Source organism: Frankia sp. EI5c (genome assembly GCF_001636565.1).
Classification (GTDB): Bacteria; Actinomycetota; Actinomycetes; order Frankiales; family Frankiaceae; genus Parafrankia.
Genome location: NZ_LRTK01000018.1, coordinates 51,009 through 65,845 on the forward strand (window position 1 = coordinate 51,009; position 14,837 = coordinate 65,845).

6 protein-coding genes and 5 pseudogenes are annotated in these 14,837 nt (G+C 74.7%); all 11 read left to right on the forward strand.

Features of this window, described 5'->3' with window-relative positions:
• Position 1: 1 nt before the first annotated feature.
• A pseudogene (locus UG55_RS35275) lies at positions 2–2,940 on the forward strand (acyltransferase domain-containing protein); the annotation flags it as partial.
• Positions 2,941–3,595: 655 nt separating this feature from the next.
• A partial coding sequence (locus UG55_RS35280) for an SDR family NAD(P)-dependent oxidoreductase (RefSeq protein ID WP_242424155.1) occupies positions 3,596–4,857 on the forward strand: 1,262 nt, incomplete at its 3' end.
• Between the two features lies 1 nt (position 4,858).
• Positions 4,859–5,185 (forward strand): annotated as a pseudogene (locus tag UG55_RS35285) (KR domain-containing protein); the annotation flags it as partial.
• A gap of 22 nt (positions 5,186–5,207) precedes the next feature.
• On the forward strand, positions 5,208–8,616 hold a 3,409-nt coding region (locus UG55_RS10890; RefSeq protein WP_242424149.1), incomplete at its 3' end, for a type I polyketide synthase.
• Positions 8,617–8,636: 20 nt separating this feature from the next.
• Positions 8,637–10,244: a polyketide synthase dehydratase domain-containing protein gene (locus tag UG55_RS35290; protein ID WP_396230869.1), complete on the forward strand. Its 1,608-nt coding sequence runs from the start codon at positions 8,637–8,639 to the stop codon at positions 10,242–10,244.
• The gene (locus UG55_RS10895) at positions 10,241–10,588 is read left to right on the forward strand and encodes a phosphopantetheine-binding protein (protein WP_066066665.1); all 348 of its coding nucleotides are present in this window, start codon (positions 10,241–10,243) and stop codon (positions 10,586–10,588) included. The genes UG55_RS35290 and UG55_RS10895 overlap by 4 nt, the downstream gene beginning before the upstream one ends.
• A gap of 102 nt (positions 10,589–10,690) precedes the next feature.
• Positions 10,691–11,629, forward strand: a complete 939-nt coding sequence (locus tag UG55_RS10900; RefSeq protein WP_066066667.1) for an alpha/beta fold hydrolase — start codon at positions 10,691–10,693, stop codon at positions 11,627–11,629.
• A gap of 32 nt (positions 11,630–11,661) precedes the next feature.
• Positions 11,662–11,811, forward strand: a pseudogene (locus tag UG55_RS35295) (glycosyltransferase); the annotation flags it as partial.
• 1 nt (position 11,812) lies between these two features.
• Positions 11,813–12,153, forward strand: a pseudogene (locus tag UG55_RS35300) (glycosyltransferase); the annotation flags it as partial.
• Position 12,154: 1 nt separating this feature from the next.
• Positions 12,155–12,852, forward strand: a pseudogene (locus UG55_RS35305) (glycosyltransferase); the annotation flags it as partial.
• A 4-nt stretch (positions 12,853–12,856) separates the two neighbouring features.
• Positions 12,857–14,707, forward strand: a complete 1,851-nt coding sequence (locus UG55_RS10910) for a class I SAM-dependent methyltransferase (RefSeq protein ID WP_066066670.1) — start codon at positions 12,857–12,859, stop codon at positions 14,705–14,707.
• Positions 14,708–14,837 lie beyond the last annotated feature (130 nt).

A 14,837-nucleotide genomic window follows, 5' to 3' on the forward strand; every position in this document is an offset into this window, starting at 1 on the left:
NGGTGACCGGACCGAACTGGCGACACTCACCGAGGTGTTCACCGAGCACGGCGCCAGTGCCGGCCAGTGCGCGGTCGGCTCGGTGAAATCGCAGATCGGCCATACCAAGTGCGCCGCCGGGCTCGCGGGCCTGGTCAAGGTCGCGCGCGCGGTGGAGACCGGTGTCCGCCCGCCGACCCTGCATGTGGAGGAGCCCAACCCGTACTGGGAGCGGGACAGCAGCCCGTTCTACTTCGACGCCGAGGCACGCCCGTGGGTCGCCGCCCCGGCCCAGCGCCACGCCGGGCTGTCGGCCTTCGGGTTCGGCGGGACGAACTTCCATGTCGTCGTGTCGGCCTACGACAAGGCGCCGGAGCCCGCGCACGGCCTGGACCGCTGGCCGGCGGAGCTGTTCCTCGTTCGCGGCCGTGACCGGACCGCGGCGTTGCGCCGGCTGGACCGGCTTGCCGATTCGGTCCGGGCCAACGAGGAGGCGGGCCGCCCCCACCGGCTGCGTGACTTCGCCCGGACGGTCTGCGAGGAGGCCGGGGGACCCGTCCAGATCGCCTTCGTCGTCGACGACCTCGACGACCTGCCGGCGGCCGTGGAGCGTGCTCGCGAACCGCGGTCCGCGGCCCGGTTCGGGCTGTTCGTCCGCGGTGGCGACGAGGAGTTCACGGGCACGGGGTCCGCGGGCACGGGGTCCGGGACGCTGCCCGCGGCCGACGGTGGGACGCCGAACCTGGCCTTCCTCTTCCCCGGCCAGGGCAGCCAGCGGCCCGGCATGCTCGCCGATCTCTTTGTGGCCTTCCCGCGGCTGCGTTCGCTGCTGGAACTCGCCCCTGACGTGGCCGCCAAGATGTTCCCCGCCGTGGCCTTCAGCGACGCCGAACGCGCCGCGCAGGTCGCGGCCCTGACCGACACCCGGGCCGCCCAGCCGGCGCTCGGGCTCGCCGATCTGGCTGTCCATGACCTGCTCACCGGGCTGCGGATTCGTCCCGACCATGTCGCGGGGCACTCCTACGGCGAGCTGGTGGCGCTGTGCGCCGCGGGTGTGTTCGACCGGAACGCGCTGGTGCGGCTCAGCCGTGCCCGCGCGGAGGCGATCCTCGCCGCGGCCGGTGACGACCCCGGCACCATGGCGGCGGTCTCGGCGACCGCGGAGCAGATCCGCGCCGTCCTCGGAGCGGCCGCCGAGGACGGCACCGTCGCGGGCGTCTCGCTCGCCAACCAGAACGCTCCCCGGCAGACGGTGATCTCGGGCCCCACGGCGGCGGTCGACGCGGCCGTCCAGCGGCTGAAGGCCGCGGGCCTGTCCTCCCGGCGGATCCCGGTCGCGTGCGCCTTCCACAGCCCGGTCGTGGGCGGGGCGACCGCGGCGCTGGCCACCGAACTGCAGGGCACGGCCATCGGCCCGAACGAGATCCCGGTGTGGTCCAACACCACCGCCACCCCGTATCCGGAGGCGCCCGACGAGGTCTGCGAGGTGCTGGCCGGGCAGGTCGCGGCCCCGGTGCGCTTCGTGGAGCAGATCGAGGCCATGTACGCCGCGGGGGTGCGGGTCTTCGTCGAGGTCGGGCCGGGCCGGGTGCTCTCGCAGCTCACCGGCAAGATCCTGGCCGGGCGGCCGCATCGCGCGGTGGCCACCGACGCCGCGGGTGAGCAGGGGCTGCGGCGGCTGCTGCTCGCGGTGGCCGAACTCGCTGCCGCGGGGGTGGACGTCGACCCGTCCCCGCTGTTCAGCGGCCGAGACGCCGAAACGGTCCAGGTCGACCGGATGCCGCGCCAGCCGGGCTGGCTGATCGACGGCGCCTACGTCCTGACCAGGGACGGCGGCCACCTGCCCGGTGGGCTGCGGCCCGCGCGGCGGGTCACCCCCGCCACGCCACCGGCCACCAGCGGTGCCGGTGCCGGAGCCGGGAGCGCGGTCCACGCGTCGAACGGGGCCAGTGGGCTGAACGGGTCCTACGGGCAGAACGGGTCCTACGCGCAGAACGGAGCGCACGGGCAGAACGGAGCGCACCGGCCGAACGGGACCGTGGCCCTGCCCGCGGTCGGGCAGCCGAACGGAAGCCCGTCGCCGAACGGAGCCGCCGGCCGGGCGCCGCACCGGCCCGCGGCCGGCTCCACCGTCGGATGGACAGCTGGCCCCGCCGTCGGGTCCGCGGTCGGGAACGGCAACGGCGGCGCGGGGAGCAACGTGGAAGGCAATGGCGTACCGGTACCTCGACACGACGCGGCTCGTGCGCGGCTCGGCGACTTGGGCGGAGGCTCTCCTGTGGGCAGCCAACGAACGGACGACGGCCACCTGCCTGGCCACCCGGTGGGCGGCCCGGGCATGAACGGCGCGGCACCTCCGTGCGCGGATCTCGCCCTCGGCGCGGATCCGGGCGCGCAGGCGCGGCCGGCCGGGGGCCCGGCGCCGGCCACTCCCACCGCCAGCCCGGCCGACACCGTCATGCTGGAGTTCCTGCGCGCGGGTCGTGAGATCGTCGCCGCTCAGCGGGACGTCCTGTTGACCTACCTGGGCGCCGGCCTGGGGACCCCGCCGGCGCCCGCTCCGGCGGCCCGGGCGCAGGTGGCTCCGGCGCAGGTGGCGCCGGCGCCGACGGCGACGGGGCCGGACCACGCGGCTGGCGGGACGTGGTCGTCGCCTGGTTATGACGGTCTGCCGAACGTGGCCACCCCGGCCCCGGTCACCCACCTCGGCCCAGGTTCTTCCGCCTACCCGGACGCGGCCGCGGGTGTCTCGCCGGTCACCCCGGAGATCGGTGTCGCCGTGGCGGCGCCGACGCCGGATGCGACTGCGCCCCGGCCGGAGCCGGCGCTGCCGGTCGAGCCGGTGCTTTCGGTGGGGCCGGTGCTTTCGGTGGGGCCTGTGCTTTCGGTGGAGTCGGTCACCGATTCGGTGGTCGGGGTGATCGCGGATCTGACGGGTTATCCGGTGGAGATGCTGGAGCCNGATCTGGATCTTGAGGCTGATCTGTCGATTGATTCGATCAAGCGGACGGAGATTCTGGGCGAGCTTGCCGGGCGGGTGGGTCTGCCGGGTGTCGGTGGTGGTTCGTCGGAGCTGTCCGATGTGGATGAGTCGGTGGTGGAGGAACTTGCGGCGGTGAAGACGGTCCGGGGTATCGCCGCCTGGATCGTCGAGCGCGCGGCCGCCGAGGGGTCCGCGCCCCCGCGGTCGGGAGGTGCCGCCGGACCGGGTTCCGCTGGCCCGGCCGGCCCCGCCGGCCCCGCCGGCCCCGCCGGTTCGGCCGGTTCGGCCGGTTCGGCCGGATCCGGTGGGCCCGCCAACGTGCCCGGGCAGGGTGGCGCCGGCTGGGAGTCCGCCGGATCGGAGGGCGCTGCCCGCCAGGTGCCGGCTGCCACGTCCGCGGCGCTCACCGCCGCGGCGCCCAACGGCCGGTCGGGCCTGGCCGTGGCGCAGAGTTCGCCGGTCGCCCTGCTCCCGGCGCCGGCCAGGTCGGCGGACGTCCCGGCCCAGGCCCCGGCCGCACCGGAGAGCTGGGGGGTGCTTTCCGCGCCTCGGGGCACCACGGATCCGACGTTCGCCGCCCGCTCGGCGGCCGGCTCGGCGGCTGGTGCCGTCACGGCAGCCACTGCCGGCACAATGACCAGTGCCCCCGCGCCGGCGGCCGCGGCCGGCGGGGCGACGAGCGTGCCGCCGATACCCCTCCGCCGGTTCGTCGTCGATCATGTCGCGCTGCCCGCGCTGCGGTCGTGGGACGCGCTGGTGGCGGCCGGCACGGCCACGTCGCTGGCGGGCTCGCGCTTCACCGTCGTCGAAGGCGGTCTGGGTATCGGCCTGGCGCTGTCGACCCTGCTGGAGCAGGCCGGTGCGCACGTCCGCATCCTGTCGGCCGACAGTCCCGAGCTCGTCACGCTGCTCGCGGCCGAGGCGGGCTCGGACGGCCTGTTCTGGCTCGCGTCCACCGGGGCTGCGAGTGGTCCGGCGGCGGCACTTCCGGCCGGTTTCCCGGCTCTGCGTGCGGCGGCTCTCGCCGGTCCCCGGCGCCTCGTGGTCGTGACCGGTCTCGGCGGCGATCTCGGGCGCGGCGGGGAGAGCGTCGAGCCGGCCGCGGGCGTCGGGCTGGCGGGTCTGGTCCGCACCCTCGCACACGAGCTGTCGGACACCCAGGTCAGGCTGGTGGACATCCATCCCAAGGCACAGCCGCGCCGGATCGCGGAGCGACTGCTCGCGGAGCTGTTCGACCCGGCCGCGCCGATCGTCGTCGGATACCGGGATGACGTCCGGATCAGTCCGGAACTGCGCGCCGTCGAGCTCGCCGACGCGGGTGCCGACCCGGCCGCGGCCGGCGGGGCGCTGGCGGGGCTGGATGCCGCGGGCGTCGTGCTGCTCACCGGTGGTGCCCGGGGTATCACAGCGCGCACCGCGCTGGCGCTCGCGCGGGCTACGGGGTGCGCGGTCGAGCTGGTCGGGCGCACGCCCCTCCCGCGGGGTCCCGAGGACCCCGCGACCGCTGCCGCGCAGGACGCGCCGGCCCTGCGCCGAGCGCTGATCGCGGCCGGGGTGCGCCGGCCGGCGCAGATCGAGCAGCGGATCGGGCGGATCCTGGCGGAGCGGGAGATCCGCGCGACGCTGGCCACGCTGGCCGAGACCGCGTCCTCCGTCCGCTATCACGCCATCGATGTGCGGGACGGGGCCGCGCTGGCCGAGGTGATCGCCGACGTGTACCGGCGGCACGGCCGGCTGGACGGTGTGGTGCACGGCGCCGGCGTCCTGGACGATCGTCTGCTGAGAAGCAAGACCCCCGAGTCCTTCGACCGCGTGTTCGGCACCAAGGTGGACGGCGCGCGCGCACTGCTGGACGCGCTGCGGCCCGATGTGGGCTTCGTGGTGCTCTTCGGCAGNGTGGCCGGGGTGTTCGGCAACCGTGGCCAGGTCGACTACGCCGCGGCCAACGACGCCCTCGACGTACTCGCCCACGCGGCCTCGACCCGGTTCGCCGGCCGCGTCGTGAGCGTCGACTGGGGCCCGTGGGGGGTCGATCCCACCGCGCCGGCCGGCCGCGGGATGGTCTCCGAGGAACTCGCCAGCCAGTACGCCCGCCGCGGCATCGGTCTGATCGACCCGGAGGAGGGTGTCGCCGCGCTGCTGCGTGAGCTGGGCGAGCCGGCCGCGGGCGCACCGGCGCAGGTGGTCTACATGTGCGGTGGGGTCGAGTCGTTCCATGCCTGATCTCCCGACGCCCAGTCCTTCGATGTCTGGTCCTTCGACCCGCGGCGGGCACGAGATCGCCGTCGTCGGGATGTCGGCGCTGTTCCCCGGCGCGGGTGACCTGGACACCTACTGGCGCAACATCGTCGGCGGCGTGGACGCGATCCGGGACGTCCCGGCGGGGCGCTGGGACGTCGACGAGTACTTCGCCGAGGCCGAGCCGGGGCGCGGCGGCGGCGACCGGCGTCCCGACGGGGCGGGCTTCTACTGCCGCCGGGGCGGCTTCGTGGACGACCTGGCCGACTTCGACCCGGCGCGCTTCGGCATCGTCCCGGTCTCGGTCGACTGGGCCGAGCCCGACCAGCTCCTCGCCCTGCGGCTTGCCGCCGAGGCGATGGACGACGCCGGCGGCCCCGAGGCGCTCGGGGACACCGGCCGGGTCGGGGTCGTGGTCGGCCGGGGCGGGTACGTCGGCCCCGGCGTGGCCCGCCTGGAACAGCGGGTCCGGACATCCCACCAGCTGGCGACCACGCTGCGTGAGGTGCTGCCGGACGTCCCGGACTCGGCCGTGGACCAGGTGGTCGACGCGTTCCTGGCCCGGCTGGGGCCGCAGCGGCCCGAGGCGTCCATCGGCCTGGTGCCCAACCTGGCCGCGTCCCGCATCGCGAACCGCCTCGACCTGCACGGCCCCGCCTACACGGTGGACGCGGCCTGCGCGTCCTCCCTCGTGGCCGTGGACACGGCCATGCGGGAGCTGGCGAGCGGCCGGGCCGGCGCGATGATCGTCGGTGGTGTGCACATCGTGCACGAGGTCTCCTTCTGGAGCCTGTTCACCCTGCTGCGGGCGCTTTCGCCGACGCAGCGGATCCGCCCGTTCGACCGCCGCGCCGACGGCATCCTCATGGGTGAGGGGGTCGGCATGGTCGTGCTCAAGCGGCTGGCCGACGCCCGCGCGAACGGTGACCGGGTGTACGCGGTGATGCGCGGGTCCGGCTCGTCCAGTGACGGCCGCACCGCGAGCCTGATGGCACCGGCGTCGTCCGGGCAGATCCTGGCCATCGAACGAGCCTGGGCGGACGCCGGGCTCGACCCGGCGCTGCCCGGCGCGGTCGGCCTCATCGAGGCCCACGGCACCGCCACGCCGGCGGGTGACGGCGCGGAACTGGCGACCCTGACGAAGGTCTTCGGCGATGCCCCCGGCGGGGGCCGGGTCGGCATCGGCTCGGTGAAGTCGATGATCGGGCATGCGATGCCCGCCGCCGGTATGGCCGGGCTGATCAAGGCCGCGCTCGCCCTGCACCACCGCACGCTGCCGCCGACGCTGCACTGTGAAGAGCCCCATCCGCTGTTCGAGGGGAGCAGGTTCGCCCCCGTGCGGGAGGCGGTCCCGTGGGAGCGGACCGGCCCCGGCCCCCGCCGGGCCGGCGTGAACGCGTTCGGGTTCGGGGGTGTCAACGCCCACCTGGTCCTGGAGGAACACGCCGAGGACCGGGTCGGCGCCGTCGATCCGGTCGTCACCGGTGCCGGTCCCGGCACCGGCACCGGCACCGGCACCGGCTCAGGGTCCGGTTCCGGCTCCGCGGCCGGCTCGGGCGTGGCGCTCGCCGCCGACCGGGCCGCGGCGCCCGTCGCCGACCCGGCCGCCGAGCCGGTGCTGCTGTTCGCGGGTTCCTCGGCGGCCGAGATCGTCGCTCAGCTCGACGTGCCGGACGCGGATCTGCTCGGCCGGGACGACGCGGCCCGCGCCCCGGTGGGCGGTCCGTTCCGGCTGGCCCTGGTGGCACCGACACCGCGCCGCCTCGCACTGGCCCGCACCGTGGCTGCCCGCGGGACGGCCTGGCGCGGCCGCAATGATCTCTGGTTCACTCCGGCGCCGCTGCTCGCGCGGCGACCGGCGTCGGCCGTGGCCTCGAGCGCGGGCGATCCGGCCGCGGCCGTGCCCCGGCTGGCGTTCCTCTTCTGTGGCCTGGAGGACAAATTCGAACCACGGATCGACGACATCTGCGATCACTTCGGGCTCGCCCGGCCGGCTCTGGGTGACACCAGTGACCTCGGGCATCACGGCGTCGCCAGTGTGCAGGTGGGCCGGGTGCTCGACGTGGCGCTGCGCCGGCTCGGAGTGACTCCGGACGTGGTCGGCGGACACAGCGTGGGCGAGTGGAACGCCATGCTCTCGGCCGGTCTGATCAGCGAGAAGTACGCCGACGCGTTCATCGGGGCCTTCGACCCGGCCTCCATCGAGGTGCCGGGAGTCGTGTTCGGCGCGCTGGGCTGCGGCGCGGACGTCGCCGCCGAGGTGATCGCCGACCTGCCCGACGTCGTCGTCTCGCACGACAACTGCCCGCACCAGTCGATCATCTGCGGCCGGGTGGAGAGCGTCGACACCGCGCTGGCCCGGCTGCGTGCGCGGGGGGTGCTCGGGCAGGCGCTGCCGTTCCGGTCCGGGTTCCATTCGCCGTTCCTGGAACCGCACATCGAGCGGCTGCGGGAGAGCCTGTACGCCACCCCCCTGCACACCCCGAACGTCCCGGTATGGTCCGCTACCACGGTGGCTCCGTATCCGACCGGGCACGCTGAGGTCCGCGAGCTGGCCGTCCGCCACCTGCTTGAGCCGGTGCGTTTCCGGGAGCTGGCGCGCAGCCTGCACGCCGCCGGCGTCCGGGTGTTCGTACAGGTCGGAATGGGCAGCGTGGCCGGCTTCGTCGACGACACCCTGAGCGGTGCCGAGGACGAGCACGCCTCGCTGGTCACGAACTCCGCGCGGCGGTCGGGCCTGGATCAGCTCCGGCGTGTCGCGGTCGCGCTGTGGGCGGAGGGCGCCGAGGTGCGCCTCGACCTGTTGCCGTGCCGCAGCCGGCCGGAGGCCCCGGCCGCTCCGGCGGGCCCGGTGGCCCCGGCATCGCGCTCGTCAGCGCCCGGCCGGGCGGTGCGGCCAGACAGAGCGGTGCGGCCAGACAGAGCGGTGCGGTTGAAGCTCGGCACTCCGCTGGTCCGGCTGGGGGCGGATGCGCCGGACCTCACCGCCGCGCTGCTGTCTCGCACCGGCGGTGTGGCTCGCCCGACGGCCCAGGCGCCGGGCCGGTCGCCGCTGGCGGCCGCCGCTCCGGCGGCCACGGCTCCGGCGAGCGCCGCTCCGGCGAGCGCTGTTCCGGCGAGCGCTGTTCCGGCAGCCAGCGGTGCCGACGGGCGACGTACCGTGCGCCGTGAGCTCTCCCTGGCGACCATGCCCGAAGTGATCGACCACTGCTTCTACCGGCAGCCGCCGGGCTGGTCCGACGCGTCCGACCTGTTCCCGGTCGTGCCGCTCACCGGCGTCCTCGAGATGATGATCGCCGAGGCGTCCGCACTGCGGCCGGGCCGGCCGGTGGTCGAGGTCAGGGACGTCCGCGCGACCCGCTGGCTGGCCATCGAGCCGCCGGTCCAGGTGACCATCACGTGCACCCCGCTCACCCNGGACGAGATCCGGGTGGACGTGGCCGGCTACACCCGGGCGACGATCGTCTTCGCCGCGGACTTCCCGGCGCCGCCCGCGACGACCGACGTCTCCGCCGGGTTCGTCCCGTGCCCCGGGGCCGCCGGTGAGGTCCGGATCCCCGGCGAGGCGCCCTCGCCGCACACCGGTCGGGCGATCTACGACGACCGGCTGCTCTTCCACGGCCCCGGTTACCAGGGCGTCGAGTCGGTCGACGGGATGGCGCCGACGGGGCTGCGCGGCCGGCTGCGGGTGACGCACGCCAGCGGCGCGCTGCTCGACAACGCCGGTCAGCTCTTCGGCTACTGGGGCATGCAGTACCTTCCGTCGGACTGGCTGCTCTTCCCGGCCTCGGTCGTCTCGATCCGCTTCTTCGGGCCGCCGCCGGGAACCGGGAAGGAGATGTCCTACCTGGGCCGCATCCGTGACGTCACCGAACGCACCGCCACCGCGGACATGGAGCTGCGGGACGGCGACGGCAGACTGTGGGCGCACATCCGCGGCTGGACCGACCGGCGTTTCTCCGAGGACGACGTCCTGTGGTCGATGGCGCTCGCGCCGCAGGCCAACACCCAGAGCCAGTCCACGGCCGACGGGTGGGTGGTCGTGACGGAGCACTGGCGTGATCCCGCGTCCCGGGAGCTGTCGCTGCGCCACTACCTCGACGCGGCCGAGCGCGAGCTGTTGGCGCGCCGCAATCCGCTCGCGGCCCGTTCCTGGCTGCTGGGACGCATCGCCGTCAAGGACGCGGTGCGCCGCGGCTGGTGGGAGCGCGGGGCCGGCGAGGTGTGGCCGATCGAGGTCGGGATGTCGGACCTGCCGTCCGGGCACCCGGTCGTCGACGCGGTACCGACCCGGCCCGGCCTGCCGGCGCTGCGCCCGCCCGCGGTCAGTGTCGCGCACCGTCCCGAGATCGCCGTGGCGATCGTCGAGGACGACCCCGCCGGCGGTGATCCCGGCGGTGACCTCGGTGGCGAGCTCGCGGGTAGCCTGGGTGGCGAGGGCGGCGGCGCAACCGTGCCCCGGGTCGGGATCGGGCTGGACCGGGTCGAACGCCGGGACGGGGACGTGGAGCGTGCCACCCTCGGTGACACCGAGCTGCGCCTGCTCGACGAACTGGCCGGCGGCGACCCGGATGCCCGCGCGGTCTGGCTGGCCCGCTTCACGGCGGCGAAGCAGGCGGTGGCGCGGGCGGGCGGGTTGGACCCGGCCGGCGATCCACGGCGGTTCGTGGTCGGCCAGCCGGTGCAGGGAGGCCGTCCGGTGCCCGCCGCGGTGACGCACGGGCCGGGTGGGGTGGTGGTCCACCCGCCTGGGATGCCGGGTGACCAGCCCGACCTGCCGGCACCGTTGCTGATCCCGGTCGTCCTCGCGGCGTCGGCGCCGACCGCCGCGGCGCGCTGGGTGGCCCTGCGCACCGTGGACACCACCGGCCGGCCGCGCACGGATCCGGAGCCCGGCGACCGGCTGGCCGCACCGGCCGGGGGCTACCTCGGCAACTATGCCGTCGCCTGGACGTCGCCCCGGACCGAGCGGGCGGCCCGGTCCTCGGCGGCAGAGCACGCGCACCCGCGATCCATCAGCAGTGAGGAGCAGACGCAGCGATGACCACCACCGACCAGTCGAGCGCCGCCGCGAGCGCGGCGCAGACAGCCCGTGCCGATCAGGTGCTCACCGAGGTCGCGGAGATCCTGCGCGACGTGATCGGCGAGGAGTACATCGTCGATATGTCGATCGGGATGGAGACCTCCTTCAACGAGGATCTGGAGCTCGAGAGCATCGAGTTCGTCACCTTCGCCGACCGGCTCCGGGAGACCTACGGGGAGAACGTCGACTTCGTCGGCTTCCTGGCCGAGATGGACATCGACCGTGTGATCAACATGCGGGTCGGGGAGGTCGTCGGCTTCATCGTCGACAGCATCGACGGCGCGGCGCCGTCGGTAGCCCCGTAAAGACGCGAACAGGCATTCCCNGGGGGACGACCGGCCCACAGATGCGCGGGTCACGGCGGGCCGCGCGGGCAATCCACGTGAACGAAGCTAGGGAGAAGGCTCGTGGCTGAGATCGTCGCGAACGGTGTTCGTCTGCATGTGCAGCGACTGGAACCGAAAGGCGGGGCCACCGCGGACTCGCCGGTTGTCGTCATGGTGCACGGCATGGTGATGGACAACATCTCCAGCTTCTACTTCGCGCTGGGGAACTGCCTGGCCGGTGCGGGCTGCGATGTCATCTGCTACGACCTGCGCGGCCACGGCCGCAGCGAGCGGACCGCGACCGGCTACACCATGGCCGACTCGATGGCGGACCTCACGGGCCTGCTCGACGCGCTCGGCGTCGACCGGCCCGTCCACATCGTCGGCAACAGCTACGGCGCCACGCTGACCCTGGCGTTCGGCCTGGCGAACCCGGGCCGGGTGGCGAGCCTGACCCTCATCGAGCCGCCCTTCCTCATCGAGGGCCTCGGCGAGGAGATGGCGCGGTCGCTGACCCAGGTGCTCGCGGCCGTCACCGACGAGGAGGTCGAGGAGTGGCTCGCCAACACCGCCGGCCGCGCCGTCACCAGGATCGCGCGCTCGGCCCAGGCGCTGCTCAAGGAGACCTCGGTCGCCCAGGACATGCTGGCGACCCCGCCCTTCTCCCCGGCGGAGCTCGCGGTGCTGCCGATGCCGGTCCTCGCCGTCTACGGGGAGAACTCGGAGATCATCAACCAGGCCGAGGGGCTCGCGGAGCTGGTGCCCGACTGCACCCTGGTGGTCCTGGAGCAGCACACCCACATGGTGCTGCGCGAGGCGGCCGACTACCTGCGGGACCTGCTGCGCTGGTGGCTGCTGGCGCGGGACGAGCCGATGCCGCGGCACCAGGTGCGCGGGGCCGGCTACGAGACCCCGGACTGGGTGCGCCAGATGATTCCGCCGCCCGACCTCAACGGGGAGCACCGTTCGGTCGAGCTGTCGACGGCGTCGGCCGGCGCCGGGCCGTCGGCGGAAGCCTGACCCGATCGCGGGGCAGGGCAGGGGGGCAGGAGATGAGCCGTATCCTCTTCGCGGTGCCGCCGCTGACCGGCCATGTCAACCCGGCGGTGGGCATCGCCGGTGAGCTGGCCGCACGGGGGCACGAGGTCGCGCTGACCGGGCACGCCAGCGTCGTCGGGGCACTCGTCCCGCCCGGCCTGCCGNTCATCCCGCTGCGGGATGAGATCACCGCCGAGCAGCGGGCCGGCCTGGAGGCACGGTCCCGATCCCTGCGTGGTCCCGCGTCACTGAAGTTCCTGTGGGAGGAGTTCATCCTTCCGCTGGGAACCTCGATGGCGCGGGACATGGAGGACGTCATCCGGCGCTGGCGCCCGGACGTGCTCGTGGTCGACCAGCAGGCCATCGGGGCGGCGCTGGTCGCCCGGCGGGACGGGATCCGGTGGGCGACCCTGGCGACCACGTCGGCGGAGTTCGACGATCCCTACGCGGTGCTCGCGGGCTTCGGGCACTGGGTGTCCGACCGCCTGCGGGAGTTCCAGCTGTCGNACGGCGTCCCCGAGCGGGAGGTGCTGGCGGCCGACCTCCGTTTCTCCGACGATCTGACCCTGGTCTGTTCCGTGCCCTCACTGCTGCGGCCGGAGAGCCATCCCTCGCACCATGTGTTCATCGGGTGCGCGGCCGGTATCCGCCGCGAGGCTCCGGATTTCCCCTGGGGCTGGCTGGACGGCGGCCGGCGGACCGTCCTCGTCTCGCTCGGCACGGTCACCCGCGAGGCCGGTGGGCGTTTCCTGCGCGCCGCGGCCGAGGCCCTGGCCGGAATGTCCGACCAGGTGCAGGGCGTGGTGGTCGCGCCGGAGGGGGCGCTGGACGACCTGGCCCGGCTGACCCCGGCCGGCCTGCTCGTCCGTCCGTTCGTGCCCCAGGTCGAGCTGATGCCCCGGCTCGACGCGGTCGTGTGCCATGCGGGCAACAACACCGTGTGCGAGGCGCTGTCCCACGGTGTTCCGCTCATCGTGGCGCCGGTCCGTGACGATCAGCCGGTCATCGGTGAGCAGGTCGTGCGCGCCGGGGCCGGCCTGCGGGTGCGCTTCGGCCGCTCGACGCCGGCGACGCTCGGGCCGGCCCTGCGTACCGTGCTCACCGAGCCCTCCTACCGGGCCGCCGCGGGCCGGCTGCGCGCCGAGTTCGCCGCGGCGGGCGGGGTCGTCACCGCGGCCCACCACATCGAGAAGCTGCTGCCGTAGGTACATGCTGTTCCTGCTGCCTGTCCTGGTCTGCGTGGGCCTGGTCGTGAACGGCATCCGCCTGCGCGGCCGGCTGCGTCGGCTGGACACCGTCGCCGCGTCCGGCCGGCCGGTGGATCCGGCCCACGTCTTCCTCGTCGCCGAGGGCGTCCGCCTGCCCGAGGCCGCCCGTCGCGCCGCGAGTAACCATGCCCGGCGGGAACGGCTGCTGGTCCTGGATCTCGTCCCGGGTGACCTCACCGTCGAACGGGCACTCGACGTCGCGCGGATGGTGGACACCCGCACCTACCGGGCCGACCGCTCGGCCCCGGGGCGGGGGGCCTTCCAGGCTGTTCTGGTGCATCGTGACCTGCTGGAGCGGGTCGGCATCACGCGCCGCGAGGGGTTCAGCCCGGTCGAGCTGGTCGACATCACCACCCAGCTCAAGCGGTACGCACCGAACGCCACCGATCTCGCTGTCGTGCACGGGGTGCGGGCCGCCCGGGACGACGCCGCGATGCGGGTGCGGGTGCAGCAACGCGCGTACGCGTGCACCCCGGCCAGCCTGTACATGCCGTTCGCGCCGCACATCGGGACGGCGATCGGTGCCCAGGTCAGCCAGCCGATAGCGCTGGTGGCGATGGCGCTGTTCTGGTTCCAGCCGTTCTTCGTCTGCGCCGGACGAGTTCCGCTCGCCCCCCGTGACCTGATCCGTAGTCCGATCGTGCGCATCCTCGGCATCGTGCTGTTCGTCGTCCACTCGGTCCGCGCGGGGCGGCAGGCCGCCAGGGCGAAGGCCGCCGGCCTGCCCGCCGACCCGCTGAAGGAGGACCGGCAGCGCCGCCGGGACGAGGCGGCGGCGTGGTACGGCGCTCGCGTCCGCCGCGTCGGGCGGCTGCGCGATGCGACCAGCACCGAGTGCCCGTGGTGCGGGTCCGGGCAGCTGGCGGCCCGGCTGCGGTCGACGGACCTGACGATGGGCAAGCCGGGCAGCTTCCGGCTCGACGACTGCCGTCGGTGCGGTCACGTCTTCGTCAACCCGGCGCTCACCCCCGACGGCCAGGACTACTACGAGCGGGACTGGCGGGACGGCCTCGCCACCGAGACCGCCGAACACGCCCGCGCGCGGGAGGCGGCGGCGGACCGCGCCCGCGCCGAGCTGCTGCGCCCCTACGCCCAGCCGCGGGCCTGGCTGGATGTCGGCACCGGCGTCGGGCATTTCTGCAACGTCGCCCGCCAGCGCTGGCCCGCGACTGCGTTCGGGGGCCTCGACGTCACCGACTCGGTCGACGAGGCCCACGCGCGGGGCTGGGTGGACGCGGCCTTCCAGGGCGAACTGGTGCAGGTCGCGGACGATCTGGCCGGGCGGTACGACGTGATCAGCATGTTCGGTTACCTGGAGCGCACCCGGTATCCGTCCGAGGAGCTGGACGGCGCGGCCAAAGCGCTGGCACCCGGCGGCCACCTGCTGATCGAGCTGCCGAATCCCGAGTGCCCGCCGGCGCGGTGGCTGGGGCGCTACTGGTCTGGCTGGGACGTGCCGCGCCGGCTGCATCTCATCCCGGTCGACAACCTGCTGGCGGCGCTGGAGGACCGCGGGCTGCGGCCGATCGTGGTCCAGTTCGGCCCGGCCCACCGCCCGGGTGATCTCGCCCGTGCGCTGGGCCTGCTGATCCAGTCCCTCGCCCCGAAGCCCGAGCCGTGGGTGGATCCCCGCCGATCGTCGCCCGCGCGGCGGGTGCTGCGGGTGCCCCTGCTGTTGGCCTCGATCGTGCCGCTGCTGCTCGCCGTCGTGCTGGACGGTCTGAGCCGTCCGTGGCTGGTGCGGGGGAGGCGCTCGAACACCTACCGGGTGGTCGCGCGCAAGGAGGGCTGAGCCCGCTGGCCCGGCCGGGACGTGCGCGACCGGGACGTGCGCCGGCCGCCGCCCGAGGCGTGGGCGGCGGCCGGCGGGTGAGCGTGCGGGTGAGTGGCGGCCCGCCGACGGCCGCGGGCGGGCGCGGCCG

Excerpts from the sequence above, each read along its gene's own strand:
- UG55_RS10895 (WP_066066665.1), top strand. The coding sequence starts at position 10,241 with ATGACCACCACCGACCAGTCGAGCGCCGCCGCGAGCGCGGCGCAGACA.
- UG55_RS10910 (WP_066066670.1), top strand. The coding sequence starts at position 12,857 with ATGCTGTTCCTGCTGCCTGTCCTGGTCTGCGTGGGCCTGGTCGTGAAC.